This window comes from Micromonospora sp. NPDC047756, from assembly GCF_055587245.1.
This window is the reverse complement of the sequence record NZ_JBVJGQ010000003.1, coordinates 377,986-400,220: the sequence shown is the minus strand read 5'-3', so window position 1 is coordinate 400,220 and position 22,235 is coordinate 377,986. Positions and strand designations below refer to the sequence as shown.

Annotated in this window: 14 protein-coding genes and 2 pseudogenes; 7 read left to right on the top strand and 9 right to left on the bottom strand. The window is 71.1% G+C overall.

What is annotated here, in order from left to right:
• Positions 1-109: 109 nt before the first annotated feature.
• On the bottom strand, positions 110-1,366 hold the full coding sequence (locus ACZ6NZ_RS11220) for an SGNH/GDSL hydrolase family protein (RefSeq protein ID WP_465857906.1): 1,257 nt from the start codon (positions 1,364-1,366) through the stop codon (positions 110-112).
• A 352-nt stretch (positions 1,367-1,718) separates the two neighbouring features.
• Here ACZ6NZ_RS11220 and ACZ6NZ_RS11215 point away from each other — a divergent pair, with 352 nt between their 5' ends.
• The 5 genes and pseudogenes from ACZ6NZ_RS11215 to ACZ6NZ_RS11195 all read left to right on the top strand — a co-directional run bounded on the left by ACZ6NZ_RS11215 (position 1,719) and on the right by ACZ6NZ_RS11195 (position 8,607).
• Positions 1,719-3,776 carry a DNA gyrase/topoisomerase IV subunit B gene (locus ACZ6NZ_RS11215; RefSeq protein WP_366611555.1) on the top strand — a complete coding sequence of 686 codons (2,058 nt, stop codon included), beginning with the start codon at positions 1,719-1,721 and terminating at the stop codon, positions 3,774-3,776.
• Positions 3,777-3,877: 101 nt separating this feature from the next.
• Positions 3,878-4,306 (top strand): annotated as a pseudogene (locus tag ACZ6NZ_RS11210) (DNA gyrase subunit A); the annotation flags it as partial.
• Positions 4,304-4,933 (top strand): annotated as a pseudogene (locus ACZ6NZ_RS11205) (LAGLIDADG family homing endonuclease); the annotation flags it as partial. The pseudogenes ACZ6NZ_RS11210 and ACZ6NZ_RS11205, both read left to right, overlap by 3 nt.
• A 48-nt stretch (positions 4,934-4,981) precedes the next feature.
• On the top strand, positions 4,982-7,666 hold the full coding sequence (locus tag ACZ6NZ_RS11200) for a DNA topoisomerase (ATP-hydrolyzing) (RefSeq protein ID WP_465858416.1): 2,685 nt from the start codon (positions 4,982-4,984) through the stop codon (positions 7,664-7,666).
• A gap of 422 nt (positions 7,667-8,088) precedes the next feature.
• Positions 8,089-8,607: a TrmH family RNA methyltransferase gene (locus tag ACZ6NZ_RS11195; RefSeq protein WP_366611556.1), complete on the top strand. Its 519-nt coding sequence runs from the start codon at positions 8,089-8,091 to the stop codon at positions 8,605-8,607.
• Between the two features lie 331 nt (positions 8,608-8,938).
• On the opposite strand, the gene ACZ6NZ_RS11190 is transcribed toward ACZ6NZ_RS11195, so the two are convergent.
• Positions 8,939-9,511: a peptidoglycan-binding domain-containing protein gene (locus tag ACZ6NZ_RS11190; protein WP_465857903.1), complete on the bottom strand. Its 573-nt coding sequence runs from the start codon at positions 9,509-9,511 to the stop codon at positions 8,939-8,941.
• A gap of 410 nt (positions 9,512-9,921) precedes the next feature.
• Between ACZ6NZ_RS11190 and ACZ6NZ_RS11185 the strand changes: the two genes are divergently transcribed.
• Positions 9,922-12,669 carry an AfsR/SARP family transcriptional regulator gene (locus ACZ6NZ_RS11185; RefSeq protein ID WP_465857901.1) on the top strand — a complete coding sequence of 916 codons (2,748 nt, stop codon included), beginning with the start codon at positions 9,922-9,924 and terminating at the stop codon, positions 12,667-12,669.
• On the opposite strand, the gene ACZ6NZ_RS11180 is transcribed toward ACZ6NZ_RS11185, so the two are convergent.
• The 7 genes from ACZ6NZ_RS11180 to pseB all read right to left on the bottom strand — a co-directional run bounded on the left by ACZ6NZ_RS11180 (position 12,670) and on the right by pseB (position 20,086).
• Complete coding sequence (locus tag ACZ6NZ_RS11180; protein WP_465857899.1) at positions 12,670-13,305, bottom strand: alpha-ketoglutarate-dependent dioxygenase AlkB; 636 nt, start codon at positions 13,303-13,305, stop codon at positions 12,670-12,672.
• Positions 13,306-13,418: 113 nt separating this feature from the next.
• On the bottom strand, positions 13,419-14,540 hold the full coding sequence (locus ACZ6NZ_RS11175; protein WP_465858415.1) for a PseG/SpsG family protein: 1,122 nt from the start codon (positions 14,538-14,540) through the stop codon (positions 13,419-13,421).
• A complete protein-coding gene (locus tag ACZ6NZ_RS11170) occupies positions 14,537-15,277 on the bottom strand; it encodes a cytidylyltransferase domain-containing protein (RefSeq protein WP_465857897.1) in 741 nt (246 codons plus the stop codon). The genes ACZ6NZ_RS11175 and ACZ6NZ_RS11170 overlap by 4 nt, the downstream gene beginning before the upstream one ends.
• Positions 15,274-17,100, bottom strand: coding sequence for a methyltransferase domain-containing protein (locus ACZ6NZ_RS11165; protein WP_465857895.1), 1,827 nt, complete (start codon positions 17,098-17,100; stop codon positions 15,274-15,276). The genes ACZ6NZ_RS11170 and ACZ6NZ_RS11165 overlap by 4 nt, the downstream gene beginning before the upstream one ends.
• Positions 17,090-17,938 carry a hypothetical protein gene (locus ACZ6NZ_RS11160; RefSeq protein WP_366611565.1) on the bottom strand — a complete coding sequence of 283 codons (849 nt, stop codon included), beginning with the start codon at positions 17,936-17,938 and terminating at the stop codon, positions 17,090-17,092. The genes ACZ6NZ_RS11165 and ACZ6NZ_RS11160 overlap by 11 nt, the downstream gene beginning before the upstream one ends.
• 10 nt (positions 17,939-17,948) lie before the next feature.
• Positions 17,949-19,106, bottom strand: a complete 1,158-nt coding sequence (locus ACZ6NZ_RS11155) for a DegT/DnrJ/EryC1/StrS family aminotransferase (RefSeq protein WP_465857892.1) — start codon at positions 19,104-19,106, stop codon at positions 17,949-17,951.
• A complete protein-coding gene (gene pseB / locus ACZ6NZ_RS11150; protein ID WP_366611567.1) occupies positions 19,103-20,086 on the bottom strand; it encodes a UDP-N-acetylglucosamine 4,6-dehydratase (inverting) in 984 nt (327 codons plus the stop codon). The genes ACZ6NZ_RS11155 and pseB overlap by 4 nt, the downstream gene beginning before the upstream one ends.
• A gap of 365 nt (positions 20,087-20,451) precedes the next feature.
• Here pseB and ACZ6NZ_RS11145 point away from each other — a divergent pair, with 365 nt between their 5' ends.
• Positions 20,452-22,188: a hypothetical protein gene (locus tag ACZ6NZ_RS11145; RefSeq protein WP_465857890.1), complete on the top strand. Its 1,737-nt coding sequence runs from the start codon at positions 20,452-20,454 to the stop codon at positions 22,186-22,188.
• Positions 22,189-22,235 lie beyond the last annotated feature (47 nt).

The window sequence follows — 22,235 nt, the reverse complement described above, 5'->3', positions numbered from 1 at the left end:
GGTAGTAGCCGGCGGCGGGGCCCACGAGGGCGGTGGGCAGACGCCGCGCTCGGCGGACGCGACGGAGGGCCCCGCCGGTCGGCGGAGCCCTCCGAAGGAGACGCTGCGGTCAGGAGACCGAGATCGCCCCGTTGCTGGCCCGGACGCAGGCCACCGCTCGGGCGCTGGTGGAGGCCGCGCCGCTCAGGCACTGGCCGAGCACCTGGTGCCCGGTGGCGTTCGGGTGCCACGACTCCTGGCAGGTCTGGAAGTAGCTGACGCAGGTATTGGCGATGCGCTGGATGGCGATCTTGTCCTTGCCGGCGAGGCTGGTGACGAAGGTGCCGGTCGCGCCGTCCTGGAGCCGGATCGGGGTGGCCAACGCGCCACTCGGGCTGCTGGTCTGCTCGCAGAGCCGGGCGCCGTTGAAGGCCTGCTGCACGTTGAGGTACACCAGGTCGTCGGCGGGGAACTCGGCGGCCAGAGTGTCCCGGGTGGACTTCACGATGCCGCCCAGACCCTGGGAGAAGCGGTGCCCCGGCGCCAGGCTGGCCCGGTGGATCGGGCAACCGCCCGCGTACCGCTCGGCACCCAGGTCACGGAACTTGTCCCGGGTGTCGTCCCGGCTGTCCTCCTCGTGGAACTGCGGGTTCAGGTCCAGCGGCAGCGGGTTCGTGTAGTCCTGGAACACCACCCGGTGCTGCCCGTCCGCGTCCACCTGGTCGAGGGTGGTCAGGATCTGGCGTACGGCCGCGGTGGTCTCCGCGGTCGCGGCGCTGAGCTGCGCGGCGGTGGCCAGGTCGGCGTCGCTGCACGGCTTCTGCTCCACTGGCCCGTTCAGGTACGCCCAGAACTCCCACCAGCCGGTCCAGGCGTCGGCGATGAACCGGTTGGCGCACTTCTCCGCGACGCTGCCGAAGGTGAACGAGCTGTTGTTGGAGCCGAGGCCGATCAGCACCAGGTCGATGTCCTGGGTCTGCGCGACGGCGCGCAGCTGGCTCAGCTGCGAGGCCACGGTACGACCGTTGGTCCGCGCCTGGGAGGCGTTGGCGATGTCGTGTGGCTGGCCACCGGAACAGGCCAGGTTGAACCGGTTCTGGATGCCCGGCAGGTTGGCCTGGTTGAGCGAGGCGTTCGCCGAACGGTGGCAGAAGAACGCGTTGTTGTTCGCCGCCGTCCAGCCGGGGAAGCCCTGGCTGACTCCGTTGACGTCGACGACCGAGGTGTACGCCCCGGCGCCCTCGCCACTGATGAAGCTGTCCCCGAGTGCCACCGCGGCGGTGGGCAGCGCGGCGGACGCGGGTGCGGGCAGCGCGACGGCGGTCGACAACGCGGCCATGGCGATCGTTAGTCCCGCGGCGAGCGCGGTACGCCGGAACCTGGGCATGGGGCCCCCAACCATCGAAAGATGAAAGATTCTCTGAGAGCGCGATCAGATCACCCCGGCGCGACAGGCGTCAATGGCCCGTAACAGATTCGTTCGACGAAAGACACGGGCCCGTAGGCGCGAGGGGTTAACGCGTCGAGGTGGCCCCGCGTACCGGTGGCGGTGTCTCCGCGTGGTTCCATGATCAGCAGTCGGCTGTTCGTTGCCTCACGTCCGGAGCGCCCCGCGCGGCGGGTCGCACAGGGCCTCCGACACTTGTCCTAGCCTCGGGCTAGGCTCGCTGCGGCGCGCCACGCCGGCTGATGTCGCCGGTGACCGGCAGCACACCGCCGAGACCGGGGAGTACGACCAGTTGACCGCAGAGCCAGACACCCTGTACGGGGCCGATGACCTCACCCACCTTGAGGGGCTGGACGCTGTCCGCAAGCGGCCCGGGATGTACATCGGCTCCACCGACAGCCGTGGCGTGGGTCACCTCGTCAACGAGATCCTCGACAACTCCACCGACGAGGGTGTCGCCGGTCACGCCAGCCACGTCGAGGTGATCCTGCACGCCGACGGCTCGGTGCAGGTCGACGACGACGGCCGGGGCATTCCCACCGACGTGCACGCCAAGTCCGGCATCTCCGGCGTCGAGCTGGTGCTGACCCGGTTGCACGCCGGCGGCAAGTTCGGCGGCTCCGGCTACAAGACCTCCGGGGGTCTGCACGGCGTCGGCGCGTCCGCCGTCAACGCGCTGTCCCGTCGCTTCGACGTCACCGTCCGTCGGGCCGGCAAGATCCACGCGATGTCGTTCCGACACGGCGTCCCGGGCATCTTCGGCGGCGACGGGCCGGACGCCCCCTTCACCGCCGGCCCCGGGCTCCAGGTGACCGGCGCCATGAAGCGCGGCCAGCGCACCGGCACCTCGATCCGCTGGTGGCATGACGCCCGCTACTTCGAGACCGGCGCCGCGCTCGACGTCGACGCCGTCCGGATGAAGCTGCGCAACACCGCCTTCCTGGTCCCCGGCGTGACCTACCTGCTCCGCGACCTGACCGGTGAGGCACCCGCAGAAGAGAAGTTCCACTACCCCAACGGGCTCAGCGACATGGTGGAGTTCCTCGCGCCGGCCGGCGACCGGCCGGTCTCCGGCACCCTGCTGGTCAACGGCGAAGGCACCTACCGCGAGAACGCCGCCGACGCCAATGGCGTCATGCAGTCCAACGTGCAGCGGCGCGCCGAGGTCGAGGTCGCGTTCCGGTGGGGCACCGGTTACGAGCGCACCGTCGAGTGCTTCACCAACACCATCCGCAACGCGCACGGCGGCACCCACCGCAAGGGTTTCGAGCGGGCCCTCGTCCGCGCCCTCGCCGACGCGATCCGCAACACCCGCGGTCTGCTCAAGGCCAAGGAGGAGCCGCCCACCCTGGACGACGTCCTGGAGGGGATGACGGCGGTGGTGCACGTGCGGATCCCCGAGCCGCAGTTCACCTCGCAGACCAAGGACGAGCTCTCCACGACCGGCATCACCAAGGTTCTCCAGTCCCTGGTCGACGCCCACATCAAGGCATGGCTGGAGGACCGGCGCACCAAGGCCGAGGCGCGCACCGTCCTGCAGAAGATCGTCGACGCCGCCCGGGTGCGGCTCACCCAGAAGCAACAGAAGGACGCCGCCCGGCGCAAGACCGCCCTGGAGGGCGCGTCCATGCCGCCGAAGCTCGTCGACTGCCGGGCCACCGGCATCGACCGCAGCGAGCTGTTCATCGTCGAGGGTGACAGCGCCCTGGGTACGAGCCGGATGGCCCGTTCCTCGGAATACCAGGCGCTGCTGCCGATCCGCGGCAAGATCCTCAACGTGCAGAAGGCCAACCTCCAGCAGGTTCTGGACAATGCCGAGTGCGCGGCGATCGTGCAGGTCCTCGGCGCCGGCTCGGGGCGCACCTTCGACCTCTCCGCGCTGCGCTACGGCCGTGTGCTGATCATGGCCGACGCCGACGTGGACGGCGCCCACATCCGGACACTGCTGATCACTCTGTTCGCCCGGTACATGCGACCGCTGATCGAGGCCGGTCGGCTCTATGCGGCGATGCCACCCCTGCACAAGATCACCACCAAGGGGCGCAGTCCGCAGACGGTCTACACCTACACCCAGGCCGAGATGGAGACGACGGTCCGCAAGCTGGAGAAGGCCGGCAAGCAGATCGTCACACCCATTCCACGGTTCAAGGGTCTCGGTGAGATGGACGCCGACGAGTTGTGGGACACCACGATGAACCCGGCCACCCGAGCCGTCCGCCGGATCACCCTCGACGACGTCGACGCCGCCGAACGCATCCTCGAACTGCTGATGGGCGAGAAGGTCGAGCCGCGCCGCAACTGGCTCATCGACTCCGCCGACCGCGTCGACCGGGATGCGATCGACGCGTGAGCGAGCGACAGCGAGCGAATCTCGATACAGCGCGATGGTGTCTCGTGCCGTCGCGAAGCGACGGCGTGAGCGCCCGATCCGTTCCGATGGAGAGCTGAGTCATGGCACGCCGTAAGGAAAACAAGGTCGACCTCTCCTCGTTCGACCAGGCCGGCGCGCGGGTCTTCGACAACCCGCTGGTCACCGAGGTCTCCGACTCCTACCTGGAGTACGCGTTCTCGGTCATCCACTCCCGCGCCCTGCCCGACGCCCGCGACGGCCTCAAGCCCGTGCACCGGCGCATTCTCTGGTCGATGTACGAGCAGGGCTACCGCCCCGACCGTGGGCACGTGAAGTCCGCGCGGATCGTCGGCGACTGCTTCGTTGCCGGCACGCTGGTCTCCACGCCTGACGGCCTGCGACCGATCGAGGAGATTGAGGTCGGGGACCTCGTGCTGGACGGTGAGGGCGCTTCGGTCCCGGTCACCGCCGTGTATCGAAACCCGACCTCCGCCCTCGTTCGCGTCACCTGGAGTAATGGGCACACGATGCTCGTCACCCCAGGCCAACGCTTCCGGGTGGTCGCGGACGACCTCTCGGTGCAGTGGGCCGAGGCTCGGGATCTGGCGGGACGCCTTTCGCTGGCCTACGGGAGCCGCCGTAGCGAGGTGTCGACGCAACCTGGCAACGTCTACGACTACGTGCGCGGACTGCTGGTAGCCGAGGGCTTCCCGGCCGACCGGAACCGCGCGGCGGACGGCCGGGTTCGGATCCACATGTGTGACATCGAACCGCTCGATGTCGCTCACGGCTGGGCCATCGCCAGTGGGGTGAACGTCTCCCGAGATAAGCGCGAGGCACGCAATCCCCTCCATCGCGACCAGCACATTCTGACCTTCAGTCGGCACGAAGGGCTGCTGCAGGCCACGGAACCGCTCAGCCGCGACAAGTACGTTCCCCGTGACATCGTCGAAAACCGATCGGCGTGGGCACCGTTCCTCGCTGGCTTCTTCGACGGAGACGGTTACGTCCGTAAGCGCTTCAGGGAGATCGTCTTCGTCAGCACGAGCGAGGTGCTGGTACGGCAGATCTACGCCATGCTCGCCGACCTTGGGCTGCATGGGCATCACTGGATCAGCGGTCGTGCCTCCGCCGGTAACCCACTCTTTGGCCTATCGGTCTCCGGGCGGGACGCCGCAGAGCTTGCCCGTTTGCTGTTGCCCTGGGTGCGGATCGGATACAAGCACGATGGCTTGCAGCGGGTTACCGATATCGGCTACGAGTACAGCGGCAAGCAGGGCGACGACCGGTTGCCGTACGGTCCGGTCGTCGCGGAGTTCACGGCCGCGCACCAGGGCGGCGGGTGGTTCCGGGACCAAGACGGCCAGGCGTTTCGCGCCTCGCTCTCGGCGAGCGGCGGACCGAAGGTACGGTACGGCAAGGACCGCAATGGCGTAGCGCTTGCGGACCGGTCGTTCCAGTTGGAGCGTGCGGTCCGGGACGGTTGGATCGACAAGCTCCACCGCCTCGGCTCTCCACTCGCAGCTCGACTGGAAGCGTTGGTCGGGAGCTCGTTTCTCCGAGTCACCTCGGTCGAGGAGGTGTCACCCGACGTTACGTACGACATTCAGGTTGGCAGTGACGAGCACGCGTTCGTCGCCGAGGGCTACGTCGTTCACAACTGCATGGGTAAGTACCATCCGCACGGCGACACGGCGATCTACGACGCCATGGTCCGCCTCGCCCAGGACTTCTCCCTCAACGTGCCGCTCATCGACGGGCACGGCAACTTCGGCAGCCCCGACGACGGCCCCGCCGCCTCGCGTTACACGGAGGCCCGGATGTCCCGCGAGGCCATGCTGCTCGTCGGCGAGCTGGGCGAGGACACCGTCGACGTCGAACCCAACTACGACGGGTCGCTGACCCAGCCGACAGTGCTGCCGGCGGCCTTCCCCAACCTGCTGGTCAACGGCGCTTCCGGGATCGCGGTCGGGATGGCCACCAACATGATCCCGCACAACCTGGCAGAGGTCGTCTCCGCGGCCCGCTGGCTGATCAACCACCCCGACGCCACTCTGGACAAACTCATGGAGTTCGTCCCCGGCCCCGACCTGCCCACCGGCGGCGTGCTGCTCGGCCTGGACGAGGTGCGCCGGGCGTACGAGACCGGCCGCGGCGTGGTGCGGATGCGCGGCAAGGTGGAGATCGGCCCGATCGAGGGCAGCCGGGGCCGTCAGGCGATCACTGTTGTCGAGCTGCCCTACGGCGTCGGCGCGGAGAAGGTCATCGCCGCGATCACCAACGAGGTCACCAAGACCAAGCGGCTGACCGGCATCGCCGACGTCAAGGACCTCACCGACCGGGAGAGCGGCACCCGGCTCGTCGTCGAGTGCAAGGTGGGCGTCAACCCGCAGGCGTTGCTCGCCGACCTCTACCGGCTGACCCCGCTGGAGCAGTCGTTCGGCGTCAACAACCTGGTCCTGGTCGACGGGCAGCCGCGCACGCTGGGCCTCAAGGCGCTGCTGGAGGTCTTCCTGGCCCACCGGTACGAGGTCGTCACCCGGCGTACCTCGTACCGGCGACGCAAGCGTCAGGAGCGGCTGCACCTGGTCGACGGTCTGCTGATCGCGCTGCTCGACATCGACGAGGTGGTCCGGCTGATCCGGGGCAGCGACGACGCTCAGGCAGCGAAGGACGGGCTGATGAGCCGGTTCGGCCTCTCCGACATCCAGGCGACGTACATCCTGGACACTCCGTTGCGCCGGCTGACCAAGTTCGACCGGATCGAGCTGGAGGCTGAGCAGGAGCGGCTGCGCGCCGAGATCGCCGAGCTGAGCAAGATCCTCGACGACGAGCGGGTGCTCCGGAAGGTGGTCTCCGACGAGCTGGCCACCGTGGTCAGGCAGTTCGGCACCGAACGTCGTACGACGCTTGTCGACGGTGACCTCAAGGAGGTGTTGGCCGCGTCCGTACCGGCCGGCCCGCTGGAGGTCGCCGACGACCCGTGCCAGGTGATCCTCTCCGCGACCGGGCTGGTCGCGCGGACCGCGGCCGAGTCGGAGGAGAGCGCCGAGGGGCGCCGACGTAACGGCCGGGTCAAGCACGACACGGTACGCGCCATCGTGCACTCCACCGCCCGTGGTCGGGTGCTGCTGTTGACCAGCGCCGGTCGGGCGTTCAAGGTCGACGTCCTGCCACTGCCGGTGCTGCCCGAGCAGGCGGGCACCGTGTCGCTGCGTGGTGGTATGTCCGCCGCCGAGCTGGTGCCGTTGGCGGCGGGGGAGACCGTCGTCGGTCTGGCCCCGCTCGGCGGGCAGGCGGAGGGCTCACCGGGGCTGGCGTTGGGCACCCGACAGGGCGCGGTGAAGATCTGCGCGCCGGAGTGGCCGGTGCGGTCCGACGAGTTCGAGGTGATCGGTCTGCGCGACGGCGACGAGGTGGTCGGGGCGACCTGGCTGACCGACGGCACCGAGACGCTGACCTTCGTCACCTCGGAGGCGTCCCTGTTGCGCTTCCCCGCCGGGTTGGTCCGCCCACAGGGCCTCAAGGGCGGCGGTATGGCCGGCATCAACCTGCCGGTCGGGGCGCGGGTGGCGTTCTTCGGGGCGGTGCGCACCGACGACCCGGGGCACGGCGAGCCGATGGTGGTCACCTCCACCGGCGCGACGGTCAAGGTGACGCCGTTCAAGGCGTACCCGGCGAAGGGCCGGGCGACCGGCGGCGTGCGCGCGCACCGCTTCCTCAAGGGTGAGACGGACGTGGCCGTCGCCTGGGTGGGCCCGCGACCGGTCGGCGCGACCGCCACCGGCGAGCCGGTGGAGCTGCCCGCGGCGGACCCACGCCGTGACGGCAGCGGCTTCGCGGTGATGCTCGGTCCGACGGTGGTGGGCCACCTGATCGAACGCGACTGACCCCTGCCACGGGCGTCGGCGCGCCGCCCAGGAGGGGGTGTGCGGCGTGCGGGCCCGCTCGGGGGTGTGCGGCGTGCGGGCCCGCTCGGCCGGGCCCGCTCGGCCGGGCCTGCTCGGCCGGGCGCCCCAAGATCTGCACAACGTGGGGGAAGTTGCTGCTTCCGGGATGCCGCAGGCAGCAGTCTCCCTGAAGCTGTGCAGATCTTGATGGTCGAACTGCTGAAGATCGTGCTCGATCCAGGAGGTAGGGGTTTCACCGACGCGGTGATGCCACTCGATCCTGGATCTAGCACGATCATGCGAAGTGGGGCTTCCGCCGGCGCGCTATGGTGGTGTCCTCTGTTGTCGGTGAGGGTCCGGGTGCACCGCGAAGCACCCCTCAACATGATGTCTTTCTTGTCCGGCGGAGTCGCCGACGCGGCGTGAGCGCCGCCATCCGGGTCCGGCCGAGGCGTGAGCTCCGTGCCGCCCGCCGTCCCCGGCCACACCGCTGTTGGGGTCACCTGATCGCCGCGCCACTCTGGCCGCTGCACGGCGCGAATCTCGGCACCCTGTTGCGGACGTGCGATGCGGTCGGCGCCTGCCTCGCCGTACCCCCGTTCCGTTGGGTGGACGAGGCCGTGGCCCGGGGCAACACGCTGCGTCGGCCGGGCTGCGTTCACCGGGTCGGCAGTCCGCTGCGCTGGCTGGCCGCCGAACGGGCCGCCGGCGCCCGGGTCCTCGGGGTGGAGTTGGCCGACGAGGCCGTCCGGCTCGGTGATCTGCCCGCCGCTCGAGGTCGCACCGTTGTGCTGTTGGGGCACGAGGCGACGGGCATCCCGCCCGAGGCGCTCGACCATCTTGACGCGGCGGTGGAGATTCCCATGGTCGGCCACGGTCACAGCCTGAACGTCGCGGTAGCCGGCTCCCTGGTCCTCTACAAACTCGCCGGCCTCCTCTAGGGCAGCCGCCGGTTGAGATGTTGCTGGGGCGGACCGGGTAGCTGAGGCTGCCCGATGCCACGAACCGCGAGGTAGGTCCGGACAATCGGACCTACCTCGCGAGTCGCTGGTCAGTCGTGGCGATCGGCCACTCGCGATCGTCCCGCCTCCCACGATCCCGTCGATATCACCCCGGTAGGGAGAGGGCTGGCCGGGCCAGTTGGCCAGGTAGCGCTGCATCGCCTTCCAGCTGTTGGTCCCGAGCGCCCCGTCGATCGCGCATCCGTCGAAATTTTCCCGGATCCGCGCAGCGGCTGGCCTGGTGTCCGTCGCGTCGCGGTGCTGGGCGAGGTCAGCAGGTGCGGGAGTTGTAGGCGGCCCAGTAGGGGCCGCCGCCCTGAGGCGGGTAGAACCGGTAGTTTCCGTCGGGCGAACGCTGCAGCACGAACTGGTGCGAGCCGTACGGACTCCGGGAACCCGTCGCCCCTCGGTACACCACGTATACCCATCCGTTCTGGCTGTCGTCCTGCGCCAGCCTGTCGCCGGCCTTGGTCCAGCTGTTCCGGCCTGCTGAGCCATCCGCTGAAAGGCCCTTGTCGCGCTGGAAGTTCCTCGTCGCGGCATCGGTCTGGTCGCCGAAGACGCCGTCGATCCCGGACGAGGGCAGGTAGCCATTCGCCCAGAGGATCGTCTGCCACAGACAGGCGACGTTCGAGTTGCGGTGCGTGGTGACGTTGGTGACGCCTTCGTCGTCGAAGTCGTCAGACACCGCGCCGGTGCCATGGACGTACGCCCTGCCCGTGTAGGAGCCGCTGGCTGCGGCCGGCGTGGCGATGGTGACGTTGACGCCGATGGCCAGTGCCGCGCCGATGGCGGGTACCGCAGCTTTCTTGAGGACGCGGCGGATGGAGCGGTGCGACGACATGCATCTCCTTCGGTCGGGATTCGTTGGGGGGCATCGGTGCTGGGCGACGCGCAGCCGGCGGTGTCAGACCTGGCACGACGAGGCGAGCTGCCTCGCGCCCGGTGTGGACGGTCCGGTTCGACTTCGTTCCATCGTCGTGCGACCAGTCCTGGCGATTGGTGCTCTTGGATGGGGCGGTGAGGACGGTAGAACCGTCCTCACCGCTCCGGGGCCCCCCGTGGAGAAGGTACGGTGGGGCCGGTACAACCGCCGTACAACTAGCGCATAGATCATTTACTCGCCCGCGTTGTCCGGGTGTTGTGCGCGTTGCGGTACATGGCTGTGCCCACATGTGAGGTGCCTGGTTGCGTTTCGAACTCCTTGGCCCGATCCGGGTGTACCGCGACGACCGTTCGGTTGCACTGGGCCCGGTGAAGCAGCGTCTCCTGCTGGCGACCCTGCTGCTGCGCCCGAACGAGGTCGTCGGCACCAACGAGTTGGCCGCGATGCTGTGGGGCGACGAAGAGCCGGCGTCGGCCGCCGCGAATCTGCGCACCTATGTCCGCGGGTTGCGGCGGTCGCTGGGTGATGGGGCGACCTGGGATGGGATAACCGCTACGGCAGGCGGCTACCTGCTGCGGGTGGGCCCAGGCGAACGGGACCTGGACCTGTTCGACGACGCGGCGGCGCGGGGCCGCGAGGCGCTCGCCGCTTCCGATCTGGACCGGGCTGAGGCCGAATTCTCCGCCGCAATGCGCCTGTGGCGTGGTGTTCCGCTGTCTGACCTGCCGCTGCGCTCGACGCTGTCTCGGCGGGTGGTGCAGTTGGAGGAGCGTCGGCTGCTCGTCGAGGAGGACTACGCCGAGGCGATGCTGGCCCGCGGCGCGTCGGCCGACGTCGTGCACCGGTTGCGCGGCCTGCTCGACCGGCATCCGTTGCGGCAGCGGGCGTGGGGCCAGCTGATGGTGGGTCTGTACCGCATCGGGGACGTGGCCGGCGCGCTTGATGCTTTCCGGCAGGCCCGACAGAGGCTCGCGGAGGAGACCGGCCTCGATCCGGCGCCGGAACTCGTCACACTGTACGGCGACATCCTGCATCACCGCCCGGGCCTGACGGCGCAACCGCCAGCGGGGCCGGGCCGGCCGGCGTCGGAGACGACAGGGGCGCCGCTCATTCAGCGCCCCGAGCAACTGCCGCGCGCGGTGCCGGGGTTCGTTGGACGCAGCGTCGAGTTGGCGGGCCTCGACGGGCTTCTGCAGGGCGGTGCTGAGGGGCCGGCGAGCGTGGTCATCTCCGTGGTGTCCGGCATGGCCGGGGTCGGCAAGACGGCCCTGGCGTTGCACTGGGCGCACCGGGTTGCCGACCGCTTTCCGGACGGTCAGCTCTATGTGAACCTTCGCGGCTACGACGAAGCCGGCGTGGTGTCCCCGTCCGACGCCCTGTCCGGCTTCCTCGAAGCGCTCGGCGTGCCGCACGCCCGGATTCCCTCCGACATGGAGGCTCGGACTGGTCTCTACCGCAGCCTCTTGGCTTCGCGTCGGATGCTTCTGGTGCTGGACAACGCTCGCGACTCCGCCCAGGTGCACGCCCTGCTGCCCGGTGCGGGCAGCTGCATGGTCGTGGTCACCAGCCGTGATCGTCTCGGCGGCCTGATCGCCGCCGAGTGTGCCACGCCGTTGACACTGGACGTGCTCACGGCGGAGGAGTCGAGGAGCCTGCTCGCCAGACGTCTCGGGGTCAGCCGGCTCGCCTCCGAGTCGGTGGCCGTGGCCGACATCATCGAGGCCGCCGGCCGGCTTCCGCTGGCGCTGTCGATAGTGGCGGCGCGGGTGGCGACCCATCCCACGTTCCCGCTCGGTGCGATCGCCGCCGAACTGCACTCGGCCGAGGCGAGGCTCGACGCGTTGGCCGACGGTGACGTCCGGCGCGTCTTCTCGTGGTCGTTCCTGGCCCTGGGGGCGGACGCCGCCCGGCTGTTCACCCTGCTGGGGCTGCATCCGGGCCCGGACCTGACCACCGCTGCGGCCTCGGCGCTCGCCGGTGTGTCGGCTGCTGCGGTCACGCCGATCCTGCGGGAACTGACTCGGCTCCATCTGCTGGCTGAGCACGCGCCCGGCCGGTTCGCCTTTCATGATCTTCTGCGCGCCTATGCGGCCGAGCTCGCACAGTCGTCGGAGCGCGGCGACGAACACGTCGCGGCCCGACGACGCCTGTACGACCACTACCTGCATGCCGCCTATCCGGCCGCCCGGCTGCTCCAGCCGCAGTGGCCCTCGATCGAGCCGGTGCCGCCACTGTCCGTACCCGCCAGGTCGCCGGTAACCGATCATGACGGCGCGCTCGTCTGGTTCACGGCGGAGCATCGGGTGCTGGTCCGGGTGGTCCGACAGGCCGCCGAGAACGGCTTCGAGACGTACGCCTGGCAGATCGCCTGGGCGCTAACCACCTTCGTGGCACCGCGCGGTCTCTGGCAGGACCAGCTCGACATCCAGGAGGTCGCGCTGGGTGCCGCGGAAAAGATCGACGACCTCCCCGGTCAGGCCGTCGCCAACCGGCTGGTCTCCCGCGCGCTGACCCGACTGGGCGACCGCACCACGGCCGAGTACCGGCTCAAGCGTGCGCTCGAGCTGCACGAACGTCTCGGCGACCCGATCGGCCAGGCCCAGACGCTGCACAACTACTGCGAACTCTGCTACCTGGACGGCCGGCTCGACGAGGCGCTCGCACACGGTCGCGAGGCACTGCGGCTCTACCGGCTGGTCGGCAATCACGCGGGCGAAGCCCGGACGCTCAACGCGATCGGTTGGCTGCTCGCCACCACAGGCGATTACGTCCAGGCCATCGCCAGTTGCACCGAGGCCCTCGACCAGCAACGACGGACCGACGACCGCAATGGTCAGGCTGCGACGCTCGACAGCCTCGGCTTCGCCTACGACCGCCTGGGTGACCGCGACCGCGCGGCCAACTGCTACGAGCAGGCGATCGAGCTCTTTCGCGACTCCGCGGACCGGTATCACGAAGCGGAGACCCTCATCCGGCTTGGGGAAACCCGGGAAGGGATGGGCGACCGCGACGCTGCCGCTGCCGCTTGGCGGCTGGCTGTGCGGATTTACGAGGAGGTCGGCGACCCCGCAGCCGAGGAGGTCCGCAGCCGCCTTGAACGTCTGGTTCCGTCCTAGTTACGCGACGTTGTGGGGGCGGAACTGGACGCTCACCCGGGGGCCCACCGGGCGGGTGGTCTTGGGGATGGCGTGTTCCCAGGTGCGTTGGCAGGAGCCGCCCATGACGATCAGGTCGCCGTGGCCCACCGGGAAGCGCAGGCTCTCGCCGCCGCCGCGGGGGCGCAGCAGCAACGGCCGGGGTGACCCGAAGGAGACGATCGCGACGATGGTGTCGCTGTGCGCCGAGCGACCGATGGTGTCGCCGTGCCAGGCCACGCTGTCGCGCCCGCAGCGGTAGAGGCACATGCCGGCGGTGACAAAGGGCTCGCCCAGCTCGGGCGCGTAGTGCTCGGTGAGTGCGGTCCGCGCGGCGGTGAGGACGGGGTGGGGGAGTTGCCGCGCCTCGTCGTACCAGCAGAGCAGGCGGGGCACGTCGACCTCGGCGTCATACATGGTGCGCCGTTCGGCACGCCAGGGCACCTCGGTGAGCAGGGTGTCGAGGACGGTGTCGGAGCCGCGCACCCAGCCGGGGAGGTGGTCGACCCAGGCGCCCCGGCTGAGCTGGTGCCGGCGGATCTGGCCGGGCAGCGGCCCCAGGGTCGGCCCGGTGTCGGCCAGGTCGAGCATCGACGGCTGGTAGGCGGCCTGCGTCATTGGCCCACCCTAGCAGCACTTTCGTACACCCGTACTAGTGGCGTCCGGCGTCAACCCCCGGCCAAGATCGCGATCGGTCCCGGATCAAGTCGCCTTCGAGGGGGACGACGCGGTCAGTTCGGGACGGTGGCGGCGCGTACGGCGTCGAACACCGCGTCCACCACCCGCGCCCGGCCCTGGCCGTCGACGGTGGACCAGGCGCGGGCGGCGAGCGTCGCGCGCCGCTGCGGCGAGCTGAGCAGCCCGTGCAGGGTCCGCGCCGCCGCCGCGCGGGCGGCTCGTCCGGCGACGCCGCCGGCGGTCAGCTCCGGCAGCTCGCCGAGGCCGGCGGCCAGGCCGTGGCGAACCACCCGGGTGTACGACTCACGTTGGTTGTCGACCACGCAGACCAGTGCGCTGGGTGCGCCGAGGCAGCAGAGTTCCCAGGTGGACGTGCCGGCGGCGCTCACCACGAGGTCGGCTTCGGTGATCAGCGCCGGCAGCGAGGTGGTGGGCGGGACCGCTCGGATGGTCTGACCCCGACCGGGGGCGACATCGTCGACCTCCGCCTCGATCTCGGGTCGGCCGACGATGACCGTGAGGTCCATCGGGTGGCCGGTGGCCGCCAGCACCCTGGTCAGGACGGGGGCCGCGCCGACCGCATCGGTGCCGCCGAAGAAGGCCAGCACCCGGGGGCGGCTGACCGCCGTGGCGCGAGGGGCGACCGGCGGCCGGGCGCTGATCACGGCGTCGCGCAGCAGGGCGTACCCGCTCCCGGCGAGCAGTCGGCCGGGCAGCTCCGCGGTGGAACCCCGCTCGGGCAGCCCCGCCCCGGGACCCAGCCCCGGCGACTCCGCCCCGGAACCCGGCTCCGCTCCGAAGTTCTGGTCGAGGTAGAGGTCCGCGACCTGGCCCCGGCTGTCGCCGTCGATGATGGCGAGGGTGTGGACGCCGGCGGCGCGCACGGCGCCGGCTCCGGCCGGGTCCAGTTCGTAGGAGTCGAGGACCAGTACGTCCAGGTGGTGTCGGCGGGCCGCCTCGACCAGGTCGGCAGCCGAATCCGGGCCGGGGAGCAGCGGGATGCCCCGCGCGGCCAGCTCCGCGGTTGCCCAGTCGAGCCGTTCGACGGTGCCGAACACCGTGACGTCGGCGCCCCTGGCGAGGAACTCCTCGGCGAGCGCGAGGCAGCGGACGAGGTGGCCGACGCCGCGCCGTGGCCCGGCGTCGCAGCGCAACCCGACCCTCAGGGTGCTCAGGATTCCTCCAGGTGCTTCTGACGTACGTTGGCGTTGAGGGCGCGCAGCCGGGGTTGGCCGTCGAGCCAGTCGGCGAGCTTGGCCAGGGGCACGCTGACGTCACCGAAGTGGTCGATGATCGCGCTGACCAGCGTCCAGTCCTGCTCGGTGTCGAGGGTGAGCCGCAGCGCGGAGCGGTCCGGGGTGAGCGTCACCCCGAGCACCCGGAACAGCTCCGGATGGGTGTACGCGTACGAGGTGACGTGCACCCGGTGGTGGTCAGTGGCGAGCCGGCCCAGGGTGCGCAGTGTCTCCGCTCGGATGATCTCGACGTCCAGCCCTCGGGGCAGGGTCCGGGCGATGGAGGTGCTGGCGTAGTCCAGCCCGGGGACCGCCCGGTACACCGAGGCGACCAGGGTGATGATCTCCGGGTCGAGCAGGGGGCAGTCGGCGGTGAACCGCATGACGGCGTCTCCCGGGTGCGCCGCGAGAGCCCCCACGAACCGGTCCAGCACGTCGTCGACCGGCCCGCGGTGGCACGGCACGTCGAGCCGCGCGCACTCGGTGGCCACCGCGTCGTCGACCGCGTCGGTGCTGGTGGCGACGACGAGGTCGGCCAGGACGCCGCTGTCCCGGGCGGCGCGTACGACCCGGCCCAGCACTGAGCGTCCGGCGAGCGGGCGGAGCACCTTGCCGGGCAGCCGGGACGAACCCATCCGAGCCTGCACGATGCCGACGATCCGCGGTACGCCGGTCACTGCTGCTCCTCCTGCTTGGGGGACAGCACCGCGGTGGCCCGGCGTTTGGCGGCGCGGGCACCCCGTTTGGCCAACCGGGCCGGGGTGATGGCGAGCCGACCCACCCGGTAGCTGATCGACCCGCTGAGCAGGCTGATCGTCGTCTCGGCCCGGCGCAGCGCCCGTTCCCGCGAGGTGAGCAGGTCCTCGGTCCACGCGTTCAGCGCCGCCAATCGGGCGAGTTCCTCGCGCTGGCGCAGCCACGCCTCGCGGAGCTGCTGGTAGCTGTGCCCGCCGACCGGCGGGTCGGTCGGCGCGACGGCGTGCAGTTCGTTGGCGAAGCCGACCGTGCCGTCGGCGTCGAGCCCGTGCAGCGCGGCGGTGATGGCCGCCTCGGCCTCGATCGCCTCGCTGACCGTCGCGCGGTCGAGGTCGTGGCCGGCGAGTCCGCCGAGCACCACGGTCAGACCCGCGACGTCGAGAGTGGACGACCACGGGTGGGCGTACCCGCCGGTGAGCAGGCCCGCGGCGAAGCGCCACAGCCCGCGCGCGAGCACCACGTCGGCGGGCAACGGGGCGGTGGCCCGCCAGCTGGGGTCGAGCACCGCGTACCGCTCGCCGTCGACCACCACGTTGTCGGCGCCGGCCAGCGCCGCCGCGCCGGCGATCCGGCCGTCGGCATCGGTCTGGTCGGCGAGCCAGACCGCGTACCCGTGCAGCAGCGCGCGCAGGGTGGCCAGGTCGCGGCGCAGCGAGGCGTCGAGCAGCAGGGTACGCAGCAGCCGGCCGGACGGCACCGGTCCGGACAACGCGTCGGCGTCCCGGTAGGCGGTCTCGCGGCTGGCGAACGGCGCGACGGCCGGTGTGGTCGGGTCGGTGGCCGGGATGAGCCCCCAGCGCCAACCGGACGGGCCGTGCAGCACCTCCAGCACGCCGATGCCGGGGCGACCGGTCTGCACGAGAGCCACCGGCAGGTCCGCCTCGACGGTCGGCGCGGCCGGGTCCGTGGTGTCGGCGGGCCGGTGGGCGAGGGTCAGCCAGCCCGGTGCGAGGTCGGCGGCACGCCCGGCGTGCAGGGCGTCCACCGCGAGCCGGGCCGGGTCCTGCAGCACTGTGGCGCTGGTGAAACCCCCGGCGCAGGCGCCGTGCAGCACCGCGTCGAACAGGCCGGAGCCCGCGTCGCGGTCGAGGTGGTCGGCGTCCAGCAGCGCCGTCGGGATGCTGACATCGGGGTACGCGGCCCAGCACGCGGCCGGCCGCAGCCCCGCCGCGCGGAGCCGCTCGCGCAGTTGGTCCCGGTTGGCCGGGTGGGCGCGGTCCAGCACGCCGCCGATGGTCCAGGCGGAGTCGTCCCGGCGGGCGTACCAGGGGCTGGTGTCGACGAGCCGGTGCAGGCCCAGCGGGTTGTCCAGGCGCAGCAGCAACGCGCCTCCCGGCCGGATCGCGGCGACGAGTCGTGCCAGCACGGCGTCCCAGCCGAGGCGGGTGCCCTCCACCGACTCCACCGGTTCCAACCCGGCAGCCGCGATCACCACGTCGTACGTCTCGTCGTCCGGTATCCCGGCCGGGCCACCCACCACCACGCGGGCGGCCCGGTCCGCGAGCGCCACCGCGTCCGGGTGGCTGCGCAGCAGACAGGTGACCTCGGCGTGGGTGAGCTGGTCGAGCAGCGCCGGGTCGTGTGGACCGGCCACCAGGACCCGGGCGCCGGGCGGCACCAGCCGTGCGGCCAGCGCGGCGAGCGGCCCACCGTTGGCCAACCGTTCCTGCGGCAGGTCCGACCAGGCCAGCATCTCGCCGCCCGGCAGGGTGATCCGGTCGGCGGGTGCCGTCTCAGTCGTCACTGTCTTCCTCTTCCTCCTGGAGATTCGCCCAACCGAGCAGCTCGCGAAGCTCGGCCGGCGCGCAGCGGTGGTCGGTGCCCAGCTCGGCGCGGGCGATCTCGACGGCGGTGGGCAGGTCGACAACGGTGCCGTGCAGCTGTGGCCACTGCCGTCGGATCCGAGCGGTGCCACCGAAGGTGGGGTCCTCGTTGGACAGGATCATCGGGTCGCCGTAGACCGCCGGTTCGCATCCGGCCGCGATGCCGTAGAAGATCGCGCTGGTCAGCCGGTTGGATGCTACCCGGCGGTGCCGGCGCAGTTCGGTGAGCTGTCGGTCGAGGAACTCCGGATCGGTGTCCTTCCACCAGTGTCCCCGGTAGCCGTGGCAGATCACCCGGAACCCGGCGCGCTCGTAGAGCCGGCGCACGTTGCGCATCCGGTACTCGTGCCAGTAGAGGCAGACCGTGACCGGGCCGGGCTCGGTGTCCTGAATGAGGGCGATCAGTTTGCGGTGGTCGCCCTTGACGTGTTGACCCTCCCAGCCGTGGAACGGGTACCAGATGGTGCCCTCCCGCTCCTCGGCCGGTGGTTCCTCGGGTCGCATGGCCAGCAGGTAGCTGAACGGTGCGCCGATGACGACCACGTTGCGTCGTCCCACCGACCAGGCCCGACGACGGGTCTGCTCCGACCAGAGCAGGCTGGGGGTGCGTTCGGCGTACGGGTGGCCGGGGGCCAGGCCGTCACCGATGTTCCAGCCGTGCTGCACGTACCCGTTGATCCGGGGTGGGTGCCGGTCGCCGAGGCCGGCGTAGCGGGCCAGCACGTGCGCGTGGCCGTAGAAGTGGTTGGCGTGGTGCATCAGGTTCCCATCAGACGGCCGGACGCACCGGGCCGCCACGCACCGCGGCGGTCAGCGCGTCGATGACGCGGTCCTGGTCGGCGTCGCTGAGCCCCGGGTACAGCGGCAGCGACAGCTGCTGGAGGTAGAACGACTCGGCGACCGGGCAGGACCCGCGCCGGTATCCCAGGTCGGCGAAGGCCGGGTGCCAGTGCACCGGGATGTAGTTGACCTGAACGCCGATGCCGGCGGCCCGCATCCGGTCGTACACCTCGCGGCGGCGTCCGTCGAGCACCCGGATCGGGTAGAGGTGCCAGGCCGGGTCGGCCCACGACCTGCGGTTCGGCACCAGCACGCCGTCCAGGTCGGCGAACGCCTCGTCGTAGCGGGCGACCAGGGCGCTGCGGCGGGCCGTGAACTCGCCGAGCCGACGTAGCTGGCTGCGGCCCAGGGCGCAGAGCACGTCCGGGAGCCGGTAGTTCAGCCCGAACTCGTGCACCTCCTGGTGCCAGCCGCCCTCGTCCGGGAACCGCAGGTCGTCGCGGTCGCGGACCACGCCGACACCACGGAACCGGCGGGCCCGCTTCAGGATCTCCGGGTCCAGCGCCGCGACGGCGCCACCCTCGGCGGTGGTCAGGTTCTTCGTGGGGAAGAACGAGAACGTGGTGAGGTCGGCGAGCGAACCGACCGGTCGACCGTGGTACGTCCCGCCGATGGAGTGCGCCGCGTCGCCGAGCAGGAGCGCGTCGCTGCCCTCGATCGACGTGCGCAGCGCGTCGTAGTCGGCGGGGTGGCCGGCGTAGTCGACGGCGGCGACGACCTTCGTGTGCGAGGTGACCGCGGCGGCGGCCGCCGCCGGGTCGAGGCAGAACGTCTCGTCCTCGACGTCGGCGAACACGATCTTCGCGCCGAGGGCGACCGCGCTGCTGGCGGTCGCCACGAACGTCATCGGCGGGACGACCACCTCGTCGCCCGGTCCCACCCCGGCCGCCGCGTACGCCACGTGCAGCGCCGCGGTGCCGTTGGAGACGGCGGCGACACCGACGCCGCCGGTCCACCGGGCGAGGTCGGTCTCGAAGGCGTCGACCTGCGGACCGGTGGTGAGCCAGTCGCCGCGCAGCACGTCGGCGACGGCTGCGACGTCGTCCTCGTTGATCGACTGCCGACCGTACGGGAGCATCCCCGTCATCCGTTGATGCCGAGCATGTCGCGCAACTGCTCGACGGTGAGCCACTCGTCGTTGGTGTCCGACTGGTAGGCGAAGCCGTCCGGCACCGGGTCGCAGTCGATCGGCGCCTGGTAGCCCCAGGTGGCGATGGTCGGTTGGACGATGAACCGGCCGTCGGCGCGCAGCGTCCGCCGGCTGTCGTCGGGCGCGATCATCTCCTCGTGCAGCTTCTCGCCCGGCCGGATCCCGATCTCGTGGGTGGTGGCGTCCGGGGCGACGGCCTCGACCAGGTCGAGGATGCGCATGCTCGGGATGCGCGGCACGAACAGCTCGCCGCCCTGCATCTGGTCGAACGAGTCCATGACGAACTGCACGGCCTGGTCCAGGGTGATCCAGAAGCGGGTCATCCGCTTGTCGGTGATCGGCAGGCTCTTGCCCTCGGCGGCGAGCCGACGGAACAGCGGGACCACCGAGCCGCGGCTGCCCACCACGTTGCCGTAGCGCACCACCGAGAAGCGGGTGGGGTGCTGGGCGGCGTAGTGGTTGGCCGAGACGAACAGCTTGTCGCCGACCAGCTTCGTCGCCCCGTACAGGTTGATCGGGCTGGACGCCTTGTCGGTGGAGAGCGCGATGACCTTTTTGACGCCGGCCTCGATCGCCGCGTCGACGACGTGCTGGGAGCCGGTGATGTTGGTGGCGATGTACTCCGAGGGGTTGTACTCCGCGGTGTCCACCTGCTTGAGCGCGGCGGCGTGCACCACGTGGTCGACGCCGTGCATGGCCCGGGTGAGGCGGTGCCGGTCCCGGATGTCGCCGATGAACCAGCGCAGCCGCGGGTCGTCGCCGAGCTGCTGGCGCAGCTCGTACTGCTTGAGCTCGTCGCGGGAGAACACCACCACGCGGGCGGGGTCGGCCTCGTTGAGGATGTGCCGGAGGAACGTCCTGCCGAAGGAACCAGTTCCCCCGGTGATCAGAATGGACGATCCATTCAACTCACTCAATGTGGTGCTCCCGTGTTCGTGGATGAACGAGCGGCCCTGGGCCGGCCGACCGGGGTGACACGCTAGCCATGGCGGGTTAACTCCCCGGCGCTCGCGGGTGAACCGCAACCTCTGCTCCCGTGAATGCCGGACACCGCGCAGGCGAACACTTCCGACCGCCCGGGACGGGGGCTGACCAGGCCGGATCGGGCCGCTACAGTGACCGCGCGAACGACCCGGCGGCCCCGCGCGCAGTCGGCTCCCGTGTTCACCCGACATTCACACCGGCGTGGTGTGAGCGGGCCACCCCCAGCGTCACCGCCGCCGGCCGACGTGCTCGTCGGATCCGCGTGGGCCCGGCCCGGCCGGCAGTTCTGGAGGCGTTGATGGCACCCGTTAGTGACGTGGTCGACCGGCCGGCGGTGGCGGTCGAGACGCCGAGTGACCGGCCGGCCCGGCGGTGGCTGCTGCCGCTGCTGCTGGTCGTCGGTTGGGTGCTCAGTGTGGCCTGGCGGATGTGGTGGTCCCGGCACATCGTGCTGCCCATCGCGCACACCGACGAGGACAGCTACCTGAACACCGCCCGTGCGTTGGCCGGCGGTCCGGGGGGCTTCAGCAGCGAGAACGACCTGCTGCGCCGGGTCGGCTACCCGATGCTGATCTCGCCGGCGTTCCTCGGGGACCGGGACTTCACCGACAGCTACCGGATCGTCCAGCTGATCAACGCGATGGTGAACTCGACGCTGCTGCCGCTGGCGTACCTCTTCGGTCGCCGCCTGTTCCAGCTGCGCCGTTCGTACGCGCTGCTCGGCGCGGTCGCGGCGGCGACCCTGCCGGCCACCGCCTTCTACGCGGGCGTTGCCATGATCGACGCGGTGATGGCGCCGCTCGTGGTCGCCTGGCTGCTCGCCGTGCACCGCTGGATCACCCGGCCCGGCCCGCTCGCGGCCGCCACGGTGGGCCTGCTCGTCGGCGGGTTCCACCTGCTGCACTCCCGCGGCCTGGTGATCGTGGCCGTGCACGCCGGGCTGGTGCTGCTGCTGTTCGTCCGCCGGCGGATCAGCCCGCCCGTGGTGCTCGCGGCGCTGCTGCCGGTGCTCGCCATGGCGCTCGTCAACGAGGCCGCCATCCGCTACCTCGGCGGCAAGGTCTACCTGCTCGGCAGCACTCCCGGCGGCAGCACGCTCGACGCGATCGCCTCCGCCCAGGGCGTGGTCCGGGTGGGTGCCGCGGTCACCACCCAGCTCTGGTACCTCGTGGTGATCACGTTCGGACTGGCCGGGGTGGCCTGGGCCGGGGCCGTCCGCGAGCTGTGGCGTCCGCGGCACGGCGACGCGGCCCGCTGGACGATGGGCGTGGCACTGGTGGTGACCGTCGGGGTGGCCGGCGGCGCGTCGGTGATCCTGTCCGGCATCACCGGCAAGCCGCTGGACGCGATCTACGGCCGGTACGTGCAGATGCTCGCGCCGTTCTGGCTGCTGGTCGGGTTGGGGGTGCTGTTCACCGCCGGCTGGGGGGTGGTGCTGCGCCGGGCAGCGGTCGCGGTGGCGCTGCTGGTCGGTGGCGGCGCGCTGATCGCGGCCCGACTCGCGTACGTGGCCAGCCAGGACCATCAGCTGCGCTACGGCGGTTTCAGCGCGCCGGACCTGGTGGCGTTGACCGGGGGCTGGCATGAATTGCGACCGGTGGTCGGGTCGCTGGTCGGCATCGCCGGCTGTGTGGTGCTCGTCGCCGCGGCCCGGGTGCCCCGCCTGCGGCTGCCGATCCTCGGCGCCCTCGTGGTGGTCAACCTCGTCACGATGCAGGTGATCGACCAACGGATCGTCCGACCGGCCGCCGAGAGCACCGCCCCGACGCCCCGGGTGGCCGACGTCGGCGTACGCCCCGGCGAGCGGGTGTGGGCCTCGACCGGCGTGCACTACGTCCTGCGGTTCAATCTCAGCCACCAGGTGACCTGGACCGACGTCCGGTGGTTCGGCGTCGGGCAGCCGCCAGCCGCGGCGCAGGTCGTGTTCGCACGCTGGGCACCCGGGCAGGCCGACGACTGGGACGGCACCGCGTACGGCTTCGTCCGCCTCGGCGGGAACCCGGAGCAGCACTGGGCCGCCTGGCGTCGGGTCTGACCCGCCACGCCCCGGTGGACACCGCTATTCGTGAACGGCGGATGTCC

Bases quoted from the DNA above. Each gene is read 5' to 3' on its own strand.
- ACZ6NZ_RS11220 (WP_465857906.1), bottom strand. From the start codon at position 1,366: ATGCCCAGGTTCCGGCGTACCGCGCTCGCCGCGGGACTAACGATCGCC.
- ACZ6NZ_RS11190 (WP_465857903.1), bottom strand. From the start codon at position 9,511: ATGTCGTCGCACCGCTCCATCCGCCGCGTCCTCAAGAAAGCTGCGGTA.
- ACZ6NZ_RS11180 (WP_465857899.1), bottom strand. From the start codon at position 13,305: ATGACGCAGGCCGCCTACCAGCCGTCGATGCTCGACCTGGCCGACACC.
- ACZ6NZ_RS11160 (WP_366611565.1), bottom strand. From the start codon at position 17,938: ATGCACCACGCCAACCACTTCTACGGCCACGCGCACGTGCTGGCCCGC.
- ACZ6NZ_RS11155 (WP_465857892.1), bottom strand. From the start codon at position 19,106: ATGACGGGGATGCTCCCGTACGGTCGGCAGTCGATCAACGAGGACGAC.
- ACZ6NZ_RS11145 (WP_465857890.1), top strand. From the start codon at position 20,452: ATGGCACCCGTTAGTGACGTGGTCGACCGGCCGGCGGTGGCGGTCGAG.